The organism is Pedobacter folensis, assembly GCF_056490665.1.
On record NZ_JBWJIF010000003.1, the window covers coordinates 763,023 to 777,535 of the forward strand.

Consider the following 14,513-nt stretch of genomic DNA (forward strand, 5'->3'; position numbering starts at 1 on the left):
GTTTATAGACAAAGGGGGGCTTAATAGCAGGAAAGATTGCTTTCCTGAAAGGTCGGGACAGGCTGTCGTTCCTTCTCGCAATGACGACCACTCTACTGGACGCTATCCATGTCAGCTTGTCGAAGGATTTAATTAAATACCTTTTATGTGGTTCGATTACTTGTCATGGTAAAATAGGGAGGATCAACAGGATAAAATCTGAGGAGAAACTACCTTTATAATCTCACTCATTTTACATCAGGCTAGCCAAAACACCCATCTTTAAATCATAACTAGAAAGCATTAGCTTGTTTATTTTACATCGGCCTAATACATAATTGGTAATTAACGCAGCGATCACAATCATATCTACCCTCAGGGAGATCATGCCTGGCATTGCGGCTCTCTCTTCATGTGTAGCATTCAACAGCCTGATGGAAGTTTCGATATAATCGTCGAAATTGAATGCGAAAGTTTTGGCAGTACTGATATCTGCTTTCAGGTTATTTTTTCGGATAATGAGTTCGGCAAAGGTTTCAAAGGCTCCCGCCGAACCAATTAAGGTTTTGGGCTGGTATTTTTCACAGATGTCGAAAAGATCGCTCAGTTGATTTTGAATGTGAAATAAAATGGCATTCTTTTCCTTGTCGGCTATAGGATCTGATTTGAAGAACTGCTGCATTAAACGTGCTGCGCCAATATTATAACTTTTCTTCCAGATCAGTTTTTCAGGATCACACAGAATAAATTCGACGCTTCCACCACCAATGTCCATAATCAGCGATCGCTCAGCAATAGCTCCGCTCAGTTTTACACCCTGGTAAATTAATTCAGCTTCTACCTCACCACTAATCGTTTCAATGTTTATCCCGGTTCTTTCTTTTACCACATCTACAAAATCCTGACCGTTTTCAGCACTTCTCACGGCTGAAGTTGCGGTAGCCCTCACCTGATCAACCTGGTATTCAGCAATGGTATGGCTAAAGGTTTCAAGGCAATTCAGGCCTCTTTCAAAGGCTGCCGGGATAATGATGTTGTCGTTAATTCTCCCTTCACCCAACTTAACGGGCACGTTGGTTTTGTATAAAATTTCCGGCTGGCTTCCTGCTGTTTCAGCAATGAGTAAGTGGAAGGTGTTTGTACCGAGGTCGATAACAGCAATGCGCATATTTGATGTTTTTGTTTTTTTGGAAAGCAAGGTCAGCAGTTCTTGGGTACCGATTTCCTGCTATTCATTAAATTTCGTTAACGTTTTTGCTAAATTAAGGGTAGTAGAGCGAAATACCATTGCGATCCAGGTTTATTTTATTGAGGTCTGTGGGGTTTGGCAAGATAGCGAAGTGCTCAAATGCTTACTGACCTGAATACGCAACTATTTTGTTAAATCCTGCAGTTGTTTCGCATTATGTAATGCACCAACGCCCCAGGTATTGTTAAAATAAACAAACACTTCATTTACATTACTTTCAATCTGGTTGTTGAAACCTTCCATAACATTAATATCGTATTCAGATTTATACAATACAGGCTTTCCGTGAAAACGGTAATAAACGGTTTCTGTATTCCGGATTACATCATCAGGCAGGGCAGAAGGGTAGCTCTGGCCACTAAAAATGATATTGTTTTCGGCGAGTTTTTTGTAAATTTCTTCTTCAAACCAGCTGATGTGGCGAAATTCTACTACATTTTTAAAATCTGGATTTAAGTTTTCCATCAACAGATTTAACCGTTCTGCACTATAATCGAATTTTGGCGGAAACTGAAAGAGTACACAGCCTAATTTCTCTTGTAGTCCGGTTTGAATAGCCTCGTAAAAATCGTTGATGAGTTGCTCACATTCATTGAGCTGTTTATAATGTGTAATTAGCCGCGGGGCCTTAATCGTAAATAAAAAACCATCAGGACTTTCATTATACCATTTATCAAACGATTTTTGAGTTGGCATTTTATAAAAGGTAGAATTGATTTCTATGGTATTGAAATGTTCACAATAATATTTAAACCAATCTTTTTGTGCCAGACCTTTAGGGTAAAAAACCTCTTTCCATTCGCGGTAATAGAAACCTGAACAACCAATTCTCCATTTCATACATATAAAACAGGTTATATCAGGAAAGGTTTATCATCGGTTATAAATGGCAATAAAAATAATAAGTGAGATACCGCTAATTTGTTGTAAAACAAAAAAACCGATGCTTGTGGCACCGGTTTTTCAATTTATATTTAATTAATTACTCGAAGTATTCTTTCATTCTTTCGAAGAAACTCTTATCATTTTTACCTGGCTGAGGCTTAAAGTTTGGCGATTCGCGTAATTTCTCTAAAGCATTACGTTCGTCGCTACTCAAAGCTTTTGGTGTCCAGATATTGATGTGGATAATCTCATCACCTCTGTGGTATGAGTTTACTTCAGGCAAACCTTTACCTTTTAAGCGCAATAATTTTCCGCTTTGGGTACCTGGTTCGATCTTTATTTTTGCTTTACCATCAATGGTTGGTACTTCGATACTCATCCCTAAAGCAGCATCAACAAAACTTAAATGTAAATCGTACACAATGTTATTGCCTTCGCGCTTTAAAGTTTCGTGCGGGGTTTCTTCAATTAAGATAATTAAATCGCCAGGGATACCGCCATTAGGTGCTGCATTTCCTTTTCCGCTCATGCTTAACTGCATACCTTCACTTACCCCTGCAGGAATATTGATGGTAATGGTTTCTTCGCCACGTACCACACCATCTCCATGGCAAACTGAACATTTAGCCGTAATTTGTTGACCGCTACCGTTACAGGTAGGGCAGGTAGATGCCGTTTGCATCTGGCCTAAAATGGTATTGGTTACTCTACGCACCTGGCCGCTGCCACCGCAGGTACCACAGGTACTTACCGATGATTTATCTTTTGCGCCAGAGCCATCGCAGGTTTTACAAACGATTAGTTTATTAACCTTGATTTTCTTTTCTGCACCATGTGCAATTTCTTCAAGTGTTAATTTAACTTTTATGCGCAGGTTGGAACCTTTGGCTACCCGACGACCGCCACGTTGCTGACCGCCACCGCCGCCACCAAAAAAGCTTTCGAAAGGATTGTGACCACCAAAAACATCGCCGAAATTGCTAAAAATATCGTCCATGTTCATGCCGCCACCGCCGTAGCCGCCACCGCTTGCGCCACCAACACCAGCATGACCATATTGATCATAACGCTGTTTTTTCTCCGCACTACTTAAAACCTCGTAAGCTTCGGCAGCTTCCTTGAATTTATCTTCAGCAGCTTTATCTCCCGGATTTTTATCTGGGTGATATTTAATCGCCATCTTGCGATAAGCTTTCTTTATCTCATCAGCGGCTGCGCCCCTAGTTACGCCTAATACGTCGTAATAATCTCTTTTACTCATCTTCTTTATAAAATGATTAAATGATTAAATGATGGCATGAGAGAATATTAATTCAATCATTCAAAATTCAATCATTCAATAATTATTTCTTACGCTCCAACTACAACTTTGGCGAAGCGGATTACATTATCATTTAAGGTATAACCTTTTTCAACTTCATCAATCACTTTCCCTTTAAGATCATCGCTAGGCGCAGGGATATTGGTAATTGCTTCGTGGAAATCGGTATTGAAAGGTTGACTAATACTTTCTACATCTTTCAAACCTTTTTGTGCTAAGGTGTTTTTCAGTTTGGTGCTTACCAGTAAAATACCTTCTTTAACCGGAGCAACGTCAGCAGCAGTTTCCATTGCTTTTAATGCGCGGTCGAAATCATCTAAAACAGGTAAAAGTGACACAATTACATCTTTACCAGCAGTTTGCAATAATTCTACGCGTTCTTTTTGTGTACGACGTTTATAATTATCGAACTCAGCATATAAACGTAAATATTTGTCGTTAAGCTGTTGAACTTCGGCTTGCAACTTTTCTTCTGCAGATAGTTCAGGTGCCTGTTCTGTTTCAGCGGTAGGAGCATCAGTATTCTCTACATTCTCAGCAGTATTTTCTGATGTATTTTCAGGATTCATTATATTTTCTTCTTTATCGTTATTTTTCTTCTTATTAAACATAATACTGGGCTGAATTTTTTTGTGTTAATCTCAACTATTTTGCCATAAACGGAAATCAGCCAAGCTGTCAGATTTATTTGTATTTATCTGAACAGATTGGCTGATTAGCTGACGGATGTCAGAATTTTTTATACGATTTGTGCATCTTCGTGCACCACTCCATTCTCACATTTAATAATGCGCGAAGGGAAAGTGCGGATGATGTGGTAATCGTGTGTAGCCATTAACACCGCAGTTCCGGCCTGGCTAATTTGTTTTAATAAGGTTACAATTTCTTCTGAAGTTTCCGGATCTAAATTCCCGGTAGGCTCATCAGCCAGGATTATTTCCGGATCATTTAACAAAGCCCTGGCAATAACAATACGTTGCTGCTCACCACCAGAAATTTCGTGCGGCATTTTTTTGATTTTAGAACGTAAACCTACTTTGTCTAAAACATCTTTAATGCGCTCATTAATTAGTTTTTCATCTTTCCAGCCTGTTGCCTTAAGCACAAATTCAAGGTTTTTTTCGATGGTCCTGTCGGTAAGCAATTGAAAATCCTGGAAAACTACACCCAATTTACGGCGTAAAAACGGCACCTGACTTTCTTTTAGGTTTTTAAGGTCGAAACCGGCAATATTGCCTTCACCATTGCCAATATGTAAGTCGCCGTATAATATTTTAAGCAAACTACTCTTGCCCGAACCTGTTTGACCGATTAAGAACACAAATTCGTCTTTTTCGATGTGTAAATTTACGTTTGAGAGGACTAAATGTTTTTGTTGAAAAACATCAACATTGCTTAAATGAATTACTGAGTTGCCTGCCATATTATATTTCTAATTTTGCAATCTGCCCGAAAGGCAAATCTTTAACCATTTCCATAATGTAATCTTGCTTGTCGCCAAGTCCGAGTTTTTCCAGCGATTTATCAGGTCTGTCCACCCTAAAATAAGCTAAAAGTGTAAACTTGTCATCTCTTAACTGTACGTAATCTGGAATTTTGGCTATGCCTTTAACTTTAACGATATACATTGTGTCCAAAAATAGCATTTCCAAATGATAAGCGAAAGTAAGAAGTCCTTTTTATCTCATCAGCATTACCCAGCCGGTATAGGTTTTAAAATCTTTATTTAAATAAATGCTGTAATAATAGGTTGCCGGAGGAAGATCTTTTCCATTCATTTTGCCATCCCAGGGCTTAAAGGTACCTGTACTTTGATATACTAGCTGACCATAACGGTTGGTTACTCTTACAATGGGATTCGGGAAAGACGAAACAGTTGGAATGTTCCAGGTATCGTTTACATTGTCGCCGTTCGGACTAAATGTATTGGGAATGACCACTTTTGGATAAACCTTGATGAAAACCTCATCAATGCTACTGTTACAGCCTAAATTTGAACTGGCATGTAAAGTATAGGTGATATCTTCAGTTGGGGTAGCAATGGGATGGAGTTTGGTTGGATCGTCAAGATAATCTGATGGTGTCCAATAATAGCTGACGTTATCACCGCTTATTTTGCCATTTAAGGTGATGTTTTGTCCAGTTACGATCTTCTGATCTGTACCTGCATCAGCCGTTGCATTTTTATTTATATTGACGGTAATTTCTGCTTCAGCCGAACATCGTCCGTCTGAAACCTGAACAGTATAGGTAGTTGTTTCAGTTGGTGAGGCAATTGGGTTAGCGATTTGAGGATCTGACAGACCTTTTGATGGGCGCCAAAGATAGGTTGAGCCACCAGATGCTTCTAACTGAACAGATTTACCTTCACAAATGCTTGCTGTTTGGATGTTGGTTATTGGGATTATTGGGTCTAAAACCTCAACGGTTGTTGTTGCCGGGGATGTACACCCATTTGCAGTCACCTGAACAGTGTATGTACCTGCCATTAATTTGGTTGCATTGGCAATTGTTGGATTTTTCTCTGAAGAAAGAAATTGACCATCCGGACCATACCATTTATAACTTGTTCCGCCAGATGCATTTAGCTGGATGGTACCACCACTGCAAACTGGACTAATATTTTCTGCTTTGGCTATTGGAAGTGGGTTTACCGTAACCTTTATCGGCTCCGATATTGCCCTGCAATAAGTTCTGTCAATATTGCCATTCATAGCTGTAATTAACCGATATTGATAAGTGCCAGATATTCGATTTGAAAAATCTATCGAAGCTTGTTTGGTGGTTTTATCTACGATGTCAGTCCAGCCGCTACCGGTATTTTCCTGCCATTGGTAAACTGCGTTAGCATAACCTGCAGTAATATTCGCATCTAAAATGAAATTGCTGGTATTACCTTCACACATACTTAATAATGGGGCATTCGTGTTAAAAAAAGGACTAATGCCCGGACCACAGGCCTGCACGGTAATATCATCCAGGGCAAAATCATTACCACTGTTTGTTGGTGTTCTGTTAATGAGTTGTAAGGTTATGGTTGAGCTGTTGCCATTGGTAAAGTCGATAGAATATTGATGCCATGTAAGATCTGCGGGTACATTTCCGGTGGGTTGCTCGTTTAATACATTACCATTAGGATCGGTAATGCGCAAGCTCATGTTTGGGGTTTGGGCATTGGCAGTCGGCGAATTTGCATTTAACACCCAGATTGATAAGCGTAAAATAGTATTTGGACAAAGATTATCCATTTGCTGCTCAAAAAATACAGTTTGCGTAGCAATTCCATCAATTAGAAGCATTAAGCCATTAGGATCTCCGGTATGATCGGCATGCGGCTGCCAATAAATGGGGTATGGATTACCAGGGGTAGCAGGTGTTTTAACCAGGCCCGATTGGTTGGCTGTTAAATTACGTGGGCTTACTCCCGGAGGGCCAACAAAAGTTGTATAGGTAGAGGCGCCTGGTGCATATTGCGCTAGTGGGCCGTACCAGCTATCTATACTATTTCCTTGCCCAAAGGTTTGACTAATAAGCGGTGATCCGAAAGTTCCGCTACAAAGCTGCGCTTTTGCAAAATTTGCAAATAAGAGGATAGTAAGAAAACATAACGCTTTTGATAGAGAGTGCATCTACTGGCTCAGGTTTATGCAATATTAAATAAATTTAGAATTTAAATTGCCATCAATAAGCAAAGTCACTCAGCAATATTAGTTTAAACCATTCAAAAACGCTACGGTATTTACATTATCTGCATAATCCCAAAGTTTTGGATGCTGGCTTTGACCAAAACCGAAAGTATTTAAATTTAAAGGCGATTGGCTTATCACACACTGGATGTTTTCTAATTTATCCTTTAATTTATCTTCTACTTGCTGCAGGTTATCGTATTCCTCATAAAAAAGAACAGCTAAAGGTGAAGTTAGGCTTTCATCTTCTTTTAATAACAAAAAGCCATTATCGAAGTGTTTAGCCGCATTAACGAGATAGATCGACTTATTGTAATCGTAGTTATTATTGTATTTAAAGTGGTTAATAATTGGCTGAAAACTTTCTATGCCTTCGTAAAAATTAGCAATATCGTACCCTTTTGGGAAATAGATTTTAGAAACATTTCTACAGCCTAAACCAAAATAATCAAAAATGTCGTTGCCCAGGTTTTGAATATCTTCGAAACTTTCCGAGCCATCTAAAACGGCAACACTGTTTCTGTTTTTTCGGATAATGTTGGGTACTTTACTGAAATAATAATCAAAATAGCGTGATGAGTTATTACTTCCGGTAGCGATAACAGCATCAAAGTCTTTTAAACGCTCCACATATTCTATTCTATCTTCGAAAGATGGTTCTATTTTAATGAGTTCAGCAATTACAGCTTTAATTAATTTATCATCGGCTGAAGAAAGTTTAATTAGAGCAATATTACCTGTGGCCAATACACTTAGAACATCATGTAAACCCACCAGTGGAATATTCCCTGCCAGGATTAAACCAACCTTTTTTGGGGATGTGCTAAACCTGATCGATTTAAACCAAACCGTCAAATCGGCATCATTTAATTGCTCAGCAAAAGATAAAATAGATTTTTTTATGTTTTCTGCAGTAAACCATGCATTAGTGCTTTCAGCGCTATAAAATGCATTTCCTAGTATGTCAGTAGGGTTTGTAAGCAATTTACCTAGTTTGCTAAATGCGGTTATTGCTTTTTCTTGAGTTAATGCTGACATATTTAGAATTATTATTAAGTGATTATATATTATATTTGCATCGCAAAGGTAAACTAAGCAAAAGAATTAGACGAAAACATGGCGATTAAAATAACAGATGAGTGTATAAATTGTGGGGCTTGCGAACCGGAATGTCCTAACAACGCAATTTACGATGCCGGTACTGCATGGCGTTTTTCTGATGGTACTAACTTAAATGGTATCATTGATTTTGGTAATCAACAAATTGAAGCTGATGCCGCTCAGGAAGCAGTTTCTGATGAAGTTTATTACATTGTATCCGATAAGTGTACAGAATGTAAGGGCTTTCATGATGAGCCTCAGTGTGCGGCAGTTTGCCCAGTTGATTGTTGTGTAGATGACGAAGACATCCGCGAAACAGAAGAAGAATTATTGGCTAAAAAAGCCTGGTTGCACCAGGAAGGATAAGCCTTTATTAAATATTTACAAGGAAAGTCTCGCATAAAGTGAGACTTTTTTGTTTAAGGGAATTGGAGGTTTACCGTTTTCAGTTGGCAGTTCGCAATTTTGCTACAACGGAACCACAGATTAACAAGGAGCTATTTTTTGTATCATGCTAACTTACAAATGACCAATAAATAAACACTAAAACCTTAATGTTCTTAACTTCTTAATGGTCAAAGATGGAAACAGCAACTAGTAAGCAATAAACCAGTTTTCAGTATGCAGTTTGCAATTGGCAGTTACCAATAACTAATGGCTAATTAACCCATTTCAGTTTGCAATTGGCGATTTATAGTTACCAATAGACTAATGGCTAATGAATCTGTTTCAGTTTGCAATTGGCAGTTTATAGTTACCCATAAACTAATTGCTAATGAACCCGTGTCAGTTTGCAATTGGCAGTTTATAGTTACCAATAACTAATGACTAATGAACCAATGAACTAATCTACATCACATTTATTCGGGATAATTAAAACTGGACAGGCAGATTTTCTCGCCACATGTTCCGCAACGCTACCCATTAAAAAGTGATACAAACCCGTACGGCCATAAGTACCGATTACAATTAAATCAGATCCCCACTCATCAGATTGCTGGATAATGCCATGTGCTGCGGTATCAACAATACTTAAATACGTGGTTTTTGCACCTTTACTGTATTTCGTTTCCATTTCTTTAAGCAGGATATGGCTGTTTTCTTCGCTGTTATCGTAAGTTTCCAAAAATACCGGTGCCAGGGTTAAATCAGGATTTACATTAGCCGGGATAGGTTCGATAATATTAACCAATGCTACTTCCGCTCCAAATTTTTCAGCCATGTCGTAACCGGCTTTTGCCGCTTTTTCTGAGCAGGTACTATTATCAACAGCAATTAATATTTTTTTAAAATTCATGGCGAGCATATTTAAAAGGTGATCATCATAAAAATAACAAATTTGCAGGTAAAATGTTAGGCAATGAATGTATTTTATTAGTTTTACAATAGTTTCACGAGCATATTTAAATGGAAAATCAATACGGTATTTGCAGGGTTGCTGTAGCACCTTTAAGAGCTGATGCATCAGATAAAGCAGAAATTGTTTCGCAATTGTTATTCGGCGATCATGTAGAAGTTATTCAGAAGGAAGATCGCTGGTGGCTCATTCAAAATGGCTATGATGGTTACGAAGGCTGGATGGATTTCAGACAATTGGCTCCGATTTCAGAAAACCAGTTTGCAGCAATGCACGATTGTAAATTACTCGCTCCATTAAGTTTTAATAATGTGTTAACCGCGGCCGATGGAAGTTCGTATCATTTAAGTCCGGCAAGTAACCTCCCTTTTTTAAAAGATGGTTTTTGTTATGCAGGTGAAGAAAAATTTAAAGTGAATTTCGAAACATACGATAACAGTGCTGTAAATTTTACTGATCAGGTAACCGAAACAGCTAAATTCTTTCAAAACATTCCATACTTATGGGGCGGAAGGCATTTGTTTGGCTTAGATTGCTCTGGTTTTGTACAAACCGTATTTAAAATGTTAGGCATTAAGTTAAATCGCGATGCTTCACAACAGGCAGAACAAGGCGAGCTGGTGGGCTTTCTGGCCGAATGTAAAGCCGGTGATGTCGCTTTTTTCGATAATGATGAAGGCCGGATTACCCATGTGGGTATTATGTTGAACCCGAATGAAATTATCCACTCCTCAGCAAAGGTTAAAATTGATCCGATTGATGACCAGGGGATTTTTAATAAAGAACTGGGTAAATATTCTCACAGGCTGAGAATTATTAAACGCTTTGTGGAATAGTAGGGATAAAAGCGAGCCCCACCCTGGATTTATTTCAGGGTCTTTATTATATCAGGAAAGATGCTGAACTAAATTCAGCATGACGATAGCTTATCGATATTACAATAACTAGCCTTCCATTTCCCAAACCATTACCTGTCTGTCATCTCCTGTAGAAATAAGGTATTTACCATCATGGCTCCATATAATCTTATTGATGGAGTGGGTATGGCCGGTGCCTGCTTTTTCTAAGCTTAAAATCTTGTACAATTTAAAATTTTCTGCATCCCAGAGTTTAATGCTTTTATCCTGGCTGCTCGTAGCGAAATAAGGTAGGGTAGGGTGAAAGGCAATATCGTAAACGGTAAACATGTGCGCCGGAACGGTTTCCCTAAGTTCGTAATTCGGCAAATCCCATATTTTTAATTGGGCATCCCTGCTACCCGAAATCAGGTATTTACCCGTTGGATGATAAGCCAAAGAAGTAACAGGTAATGAATGCCCTTCCAGAGATTGTTTTAAGCTGTAGTCTGCGAGGTTATAAATCCTGATCAGGTGATCTTTACAGCCAAAAGCCACTTCATTTTCATTGGGCGCAATAGCAATGGCCCTAACCGTATCATAAGCCACCTGGAAGCGGTAGATCTCCGTGAAATCGTTCAGCGACCAAACCGCAACCGTTCCATCTTCGCCGGTGGTTAAAAGTTCATTTTTACCTTTTACCGTTTGTATGTTGAAAATGGGTTTGGTATGCGCATTTATTCTGGCAATTACTTTCTGATCATTGAAGTCATAAACGCTAAAAGCACCACTACGTTCTCCAATAAATAATTGCTTATTGTAATAATGTAAACAATAAACCGAGCTCTGTACTGGCATTTTCACCTTTACAAAAGCCATGGTATGTAATGACCACTCTACAACACCCTTATCGTTCCCTGCGCTAAAAAATATACCTTCCTCATCCGAATTGGCTAAAGCGTAAACAGGGTTTTGGTGTCCGGGAAGGGTTTGTAGGTGTTTGAGCATTTCTTGAGGTTTAGGGTTTAAGGTTTAGGCTATAAGGTTAGGCAGCTAGCACCTTAAACCTTAGGCCTTTTACCTCAAACCTTTATTGGTGTCTTTTTTCTAAATTCTTAGCTATATCCTGAATAGATAAGCCTTTTTCTTTCAATAAAAACAGTAGGTGAAAAACAAGATCTGATGCTTCACCAATGAGTTCTTCTTCCGTTTCAGCAAGTGCAGCAATTACCGTTTCCACACCTTCTTCACCAACTTTTTGGGCAATCTTGTTCAAACCTTTGTTGCGCATTTTGTTGATATAAGATCCTTCAACGGGGTTTTCATATCGATCATTTATGATGTTTTCGAGTTCGAAAATGAAATTCTGGTTGTAATCCGTTTTAAAACAGCTGCGGCTACCTGTATGGCAGGTTGGACCAACAGCGTCGGCTTTAATCAGGATTGTATCATGATCACAATCTACAAAAAGCTCTTTTACATAAAGAAAATTGTTGCTGGTTTCACCTTTAGTCCAAAGGCGGTTTTTAGAGCGTGAGAAGAATGTTACTTTGCCTTCGGCCTGTGTTTTTTCCAGCGCTTCGGCATTCATATAGCCCAGCATTAAAACCTCTAAAGTTTTGTAATCCTGAATGATTACAGGGACCCCCCAGCCCCCTGAAGGGGGAGTTTTGCCAAAGTCAACTTGGCTAAGATCTATTTTTTTTTTAATCATTTAAGTATTTTATTTTAAGTCCCATTTAGGGGATTTAGGGGTTTAATATTCTTACCGGAATGTTATTCCTTTTTAATTCTTGTTTTAAATCAGGGATCAGGATTTCGCCATAATGAAATACCGAAGCTGCAAGTGCGGCATCAACATTGGCTTTTTGAAACACCTCGGTAAAATGCGCCATACTGCCTGCTCCACCTGATGCTATAATCGGGATATTGATCATTTGGTTTACTTTACTAAGCAATCCACAATCAAAACCAGCTTTGGTACCATCGTGATCCATCGAAGTTAAGAGGATTTCTCCTGCGCCTAAATCTTCTGCCTGTTTAATCCAGTTTTCGGTTTCCAGCTCGGTAATTAGTCTTCCTCCATTTAAGTGAACCATGTTTTTACCATCCACATATTTGGTGTCGACAGCTAAAACCACAAATTGTACCCCGAAAGTTTTAGCGAGGTCTTCTATTAATTTAGGATTCCGAACAGCAGCCGAATTGATACTGATTTTATCTGCACCTGCATTTAAAAGCGCATCTGCATCAGCAATTTCTGTTATTCCCCCGCCAATGGTAAAAGGAATATTCAATTGCCTCGCAACCGATTTAACCATTTCAATCATCGTTTTACGACGCTCGTGTGTAGCCGTAATATCCAGGAAAACCAATTCGTCGGCACCTTGTTGTGCATATTGCGCCGCCAATTCAACCGGATCACCAGCATCGCGTAAGTCAACAAAATTTACACCTTTTACCGTACGACCATCTTTAACGTCTAAACAAGGGATTATTCTTTTTGAAAGCATGTGTTTTTGGGTTTTCGTCATTGCGAGGCACGAAGCAATCTTAAAGCTTTCGCTTCGCGAGATTCGTCACCCTGAATTTATTTCAGGGTCTTTACTGTATGAAAGATGCTGATCCCGGATGTACGGGGCAGCATGACGATCGCCTATTACAATGAGCCAAATATTATATAAAATTCCGCTTTAAATCGAGCTCAACGCCTTCAAATTCCACTCTTTAATCTCTTCGATGGTAATGCGGTCTTCGTAAATTGCTTTTCCAACTACTACACTTCTAATCGGGTACTTGGCCAGGTCGTAGATATCCTGCATTGAGCTTACACCACCTGAAGCAATCAGTTTAATCATAGGCGAATGTTCAAGCAGTTTTTCGTATAAATCGATAGCAGCCCCGCCTAATTTTCCATCTTTGCTGATATCAGTACATAAGAAACGGAAAAAGCCTAGCGAGAGACATTTGTCAACGTAATCCATCAGTTTAATCGGCGAACTTTCCATCCAGCCCGAATATTTTATGACTTCATCCAAAACATCAATTGCAATCACAATACGGTTGGCGTAATCGTCTTTTTTAGCAAAAGCCTCGCTGAGTTGAGGTAAGAAATCAGGATTGGTAATGGCCTGTGTACCTACAATTACGCGGTGAATACCAGCATCAAGCAAATTGGTCACCTGCTCAATGGTTCTGATTCCTCCACCATACTGCACTTTCATTTCGGTTTTTTTAATAATCTCGAAAAGTGTTTTTTGATTGCTAAAATCTCCTTTGGCGCCGTTTAAATCGATAATATGAATGAAATCGGTGCCATTTGAACGGTATTTCTCTATCATTTCGGGGATAGACACAGCATACTCTGTTTTTTGGTTGTAATCGCCTTCACGAAGACGGACAACTTTTCCATCCAAAATATCAATAGCAGGTATTATGTACATTTTATAAGCTTAAGTTTGAAAAATTTTTTAATACTAGTTCGCCGGCTTTTCCCGATTTTTCGGGGTGAAATTGAACGCCGTAAAAATTATCTTTTTGTACCGCTGCCGAAAACTTTAAACCATAATCAGCAGATGCGATGTCAAAAGTAGGGTTATATTCAATAAAGTACGAATGCACAAAGTAAAATTGTGTATTATCTTCAACACCTTCAAATAATGAATTGTTTTTCGGGCTTACCGCATTCCAACCCATGTGTGGAATTTTGATATTCAGTGATTTATCGAATTTTTTGGTTTTAACCGGAACGATATTTAAAAGCGCGGCATCGCCCTCTTCCGAATGTTCGGTAATGAGCTGCATGCCCACACAGATACCGAGGACTGGTTTTGTTAGTTTTTTTATGGCCGTAACCAAGCCTGTTCCCTTTAATTTTTCCATCGCTGCACCCGCATGACCAACACCAGGGATGATGATGTGGCTATATTTTTCGAGGTCACTTTCTGTATTTACCATGCCATAGGTTACATTTAAGCGATCTAAAGCTGCGGTAAGGGAGAAAATGTTGCCCGCTCCGTAATTTACTATTCCAACCCCTAAATCCCCTGAAGGGGACTTTGAATTTCTATCGTTCATGTTATTGTTTATAACGAATTTA

The 14,513-nt window shown here is 38.9% G+C and carries 16 protein-coding genes; 2 read left to right on the forward strand and 14 right to left on the reverse strand.

The annotated features are described in order from the left end of the window. Positions 1 to 232 precede the first annotated feature (232 nt). The 8 genes from AC04QZ_RS17855 to AC04QZ_RS17890 form a co-directional block, all read right to left on the reverse strand. On the reverse strand, positions 233 to 1,147 hold the full coding sequence (locus AC04QZ_RS17855) for a Ppx/GppA phosphatase family protein (protein ID WP_478358864.1): 915 nt from the start codon (positions 1,145 to 1,147) through the stop codon (positions 233 to 235). Positions 1,148 to 1,351: 204 nt separating this feature from the next. Further along, a complete protein-coding gene (locus AC04QZ_RS17860) occupies positions 1,352 to 2,068 on the reverse strand; it encodes a DUF72 domain-containing protein (protein WP_478358866.1) in 717 nt (238 codons plus the stop codon). Positions 2,069 to 2,210: 142 nt separating this feature from the next. Then, positions 2,211 to 3,374, reverse strand: coding sequence for a molecular chaperone DnaJ (dnaJ, locus tag AC04QZ_RS17865; RefSeq protein WP_478358867.1), 1,164 nt, complete (start codon positions 3,372 to 3,374; stop codon positions 2,211 to 2,213). A gap of 89 nt (positions 3,375 to 3,463) precedes the next feature. Then, a complete protein-coding gene (locus AC04QZ_RS17870) occupies positions 3,464 to 4,045 on the reverse strand; it encodes a nucleotide exchange factor GrpE (protein ID WP_086545271.1) in 582 nt (193 codons plus the stop codon). 128 nt (positions 4,046 to 4,173) lie between these two features. Beyond that, entirely contained in the window at positions 4,174 to 4,857 is a 684-nt protein-coding gene (locus tag AC04QZ_RS17875; protein WP_029278680.1) for a cell division ATP-binding protein FtsE, read from the reverse strand. 1 nt (position 4,858) lies between these two features. Next, positions 4,859 to 5,062, reverse strand: coding sequence for a hypothetical protein (locus AC04QZ_RS17880; protein ID WP_039476747.1), 204 nt, complete (start codon positions 5,060 to 5,062; stop codon positions 4,859 to 4,861). 51 nt (positions 5,063 to 5,113) lie between these two features. Next, a complete protein-coding gene (locus AC04QZ_RS17885; RefSeq protein ID WP_478358868.1) occupies positions 5,114 to 7,063 on the reverse strand; it encodes a gliding motility-associated C-terminal domain-containing protein in 1,950 nt (649 codons plus the stop codon). A 78-nt stretch (positions 7,064 to 7,141) separates the two neighbouring features. Beyond that, positions 7,142 to 8,158: an acyl-CoA reductase gene (locus AC04QZ_RS17890; RefSeq protein ID WP_478358869.1), complete on the reverse strand. Its 1,017-nt coding sequence runs from the start codon at positions 8,156 to 8,158 to the stop codon at positions 7,142 to 7,144. 78 nt (positions 8,159 to 8,236) lie between these two features. Between AC04QZ_RS17890 and AC04QZ_RS17895 the strand changes: the two genes are divergently transcribed. After that, positions 8,237 to 8,587: a 4Fe-4S dicluster domain-containing protein gene (locus tag AC04QZ_RS17895; RefSeq protein WP_025143125.1), complete on the forward strand. Its 351-nt coding sequence runs from the start codon at positions 8,237 to 8,239 to the stop codon at positions 8,585 to 8,587. A gap of 478 nt (positions 8,588 to 9,065) precedes the next feature. Here the strand turns inward: AC04QZ_RS17895 and AC04QZ_RS17900 are convergent, their stop codons facing one another. After that, the gene (locus tag AC04QZ_RS17900) at positions 9,066 to 9,518 is read right to left on the reverse strand and encodes a universal stress protein (protein ID WP_086545274.1); all 453 of its coding nucleotides are present in this window, start codon (positions 9,516 to 9,518) and stop codon (positions 9,066 to 9,068) included. Positions 9,519 to 9,628: 110 nt separating this feature from the next. On the opposite strand from AC04QZ_RS17900, the gene AC04QZ_RS17905 reads away from it, so the two are divergent. Beyond that, complete coding sequence (locus tag AC04QZ_RS17905; protein ID WP_478358870.1) at positions 9,629 to 10,414, forward strand: C40 family peptidase; 786 nt, start codon at positions 9,629 to 9,631, stop codon at positions 10,412 to 10,414. A 108-nt stretch (positions 10,415 to 10,522) separates the two neighbouring features. Here the strand turns inward: AC04QZ_RS17905 and AC04QZ_RS17910 are convergent, their stop codons facing one another. The 5 genes from AC04QZ_RS17910 to hisH all read right to left on the reverse strand — a co-directional run bounded on the left by AC04QZ_RS17910 (position 10,523) and on the right by hisH (position 14,491). Then, the gene (locus AC04QZ_RS17910) at positions 10,523 to 11,422 is read right to left on the reverse strand and encodes a WD40 repeat domain-containing protein (RefSeq protein ID WP_478358871.1); all 900 of its coding nucleotides are present in this window, start codon (positions 11,420 to 11,422) and stop codon (positions 10,523 to 10,525) included. Positions 11,423 to 11,504: 82 nt separating this feature from the next. Then, complete coding sequence (gene hisIE / locus AC04QZ_RS17915; protein ID WP_478358872.1) at positions 11,505 to 12,128, reverse strand: bifunctional phosphoribosyl-AMP cyclohydrolase/phosphoribosyl-ATP diphosphatase HisIE; 624 nt, start codon at positions 12,126 to 12,128, stop codon at positions 11,505 to 11,507. Between the two features lie 34 nt (positions 12,129 to 12,162). Next, positions 12,163 to 12,927: an imidazole glycerol phosphate synthase subunit HisF gene (gene hisF / locus AC04QZ_RS17920; protein ID WP_478358873.1), complete on the reverse strand. Its 765-nt coding sequence runs from the start codon at positions 12,925 to 12,927 to the stop codon at positions 12,163 to 12,165. A 180-nt stretch (positions 12,928 to 13,107) separates the two neighbouring features. Further along, on the reverse strand, positions 13,108 to 13,857 hold the full coding sequence (gene hisA, locus AC04QZ_RS17925) for a 1-(5-phosphoribosyl)-5-[(5-phosphoribosylamino)methylideneamino]imidazole-4-carboxamide isomerase (RefSeq protein WP_086545279.1): 750 nt from the start codon (positions 13,855 to 13,857) through the stop codon (positions 13,108 to 13,110). 1 nt (position 13,858) lies between these two features. After that, the gene (gene hisH / locus AC04QZ_RS17930) at positions 13,859 to 14,491 is read right to left on the reverse strand and encodes an imidazole glycerol phosphate synthase subunit HisH (RefSeq protein ID WP_478358874.1); all 633 of its coding nucleotides are present in this window, start codon (positions 14,489 to 14,491) and stop codon (positions 13,859 to 13,861) included. Between the last annotated feature and the right edge of the window lie 22 nt (positions 14,492 to 14,513).

What these genes read in the sequence shown, in the direction of transcription:
- AC04QZ_RS17855 (WP_478358864.1), bottom strand. Translation starts at nt 1,147, where the DNA reads ATGCGCATTGCTGTTATCGACCTCGGTACAAACACCTTCCACTTACTC.
- AC04QZ_RS17860 (WP_478358866.1), bottom strand. Translation starts at nt 2,068, where the DNA reads ATGAAATGGAGAATTGGTTGTTCAGGTTTCTATTACCGCGAATGGAAA.
- dnaJ (WP_478358867.1), bottom strand. Translation starts at nt 3,374, where the DNA reads ATGAGTAAAAGAGATTATTACGACGTATTAGGCGTAACTAGGGGCGCA.
- AC04QZ_RS17870 (WP_086545271.1), bottom strand. Translation starts at nt 4,045, where the DNA reads ATGTTTAATAAGAAGAAAAATAACGATAAAGAAGAAAATATAATGAAT.
- AC04QZ_RS17875 (WP_029278680.1), bottom strand. Translation starts at nt 4,857, where the DNA reads ATGGCAGGCAACTCAGTAATTCATTTAAGCAATGTTGATGTTTTTCAA.
- AC04QZ_RS17880 (WP_039476747.1), bottom strand. Translation starts at nt 5,062, where the DNA reads ATGTATATCGTTAAAGTTAAAGGCATAGCCAAAATTCCAGATTACGTA.
- AC04QZ_RS17885 (WP_478358868.1), bottom strand. Translation starts at nt 7,063, where the DNA reads ATGCACTCTCTATCAAAAGCGTTATGTTTTCTTACTATCCTCTTATTT.
- AC04QZ_RS17890 (WP_478358869.1), bottom strand. Translation starts at nt 8,158, where the DNA reads ATGTCAGCATTAACTCAAGAAAAAGCAATAACCGCATTTAGCAAACTA.
- AC04QZ_RS17895 (WP_025143125.1), top strand. Translation starts at nt 8,237, where the DNA reads ATGGCGATTAAAATAACAGATGAGTGTATAAATTGTGGGGCTTGCGAA.
- AC04QZ_RS17900 (WP_086545274.1), bottom strand. Translation starts at nt 9,518, where the DNA reads ATGAATTTTAAAAAAATATTAATTGCTGTTGATAATAGTACCTGCTCA.
- AC04QZ_RS17905 (WP_478358870.1), top strand. Translation starts at nt 9,629, where the DNA reads ATGGAAAATCAATACGGTATTTGCAGGGTTGCTGTAGCACCTTTAAGA.
- AC04QZ_RS17910 (WP_478358871.1), bottom strand. Translation starts at nt 11,422, where the DNA reads ATGCTCAAACACCTACAAACCCTTCCCGGACACCAAAACCCTGTTTAC.
- hisIE (WP_478358872.1), bottom strand. Translation starts at nt 12,128, where the DNA reads ATGATTAAAAAAAAAATAGATCTTAGCCAAGTTGACTTTGGCAAAACT.
- hisF (WP_478358873.1), bottom strand. Translation starts at nt 12,927, where the DNA reads ATGCTTTCAAAAAGAATAATCCCTTGTTTAGACGTTAAAGATGGTCGT.
- hisA (WP_086545279.1), bottom strand. Translation starts at nt 13,857, where the DNA reads ATGTACATAATACCTGCTATTGATATTTTGGATGGAAAAGTTGTCCGT.
- hisH (WP_478358874.1), bottom strand. Translation starts at nt 14,491, where the DNA reads ATGAACGATAGAAATTCAAAGTCCCCTTCAGGGGATTTAGGGGTTGGA.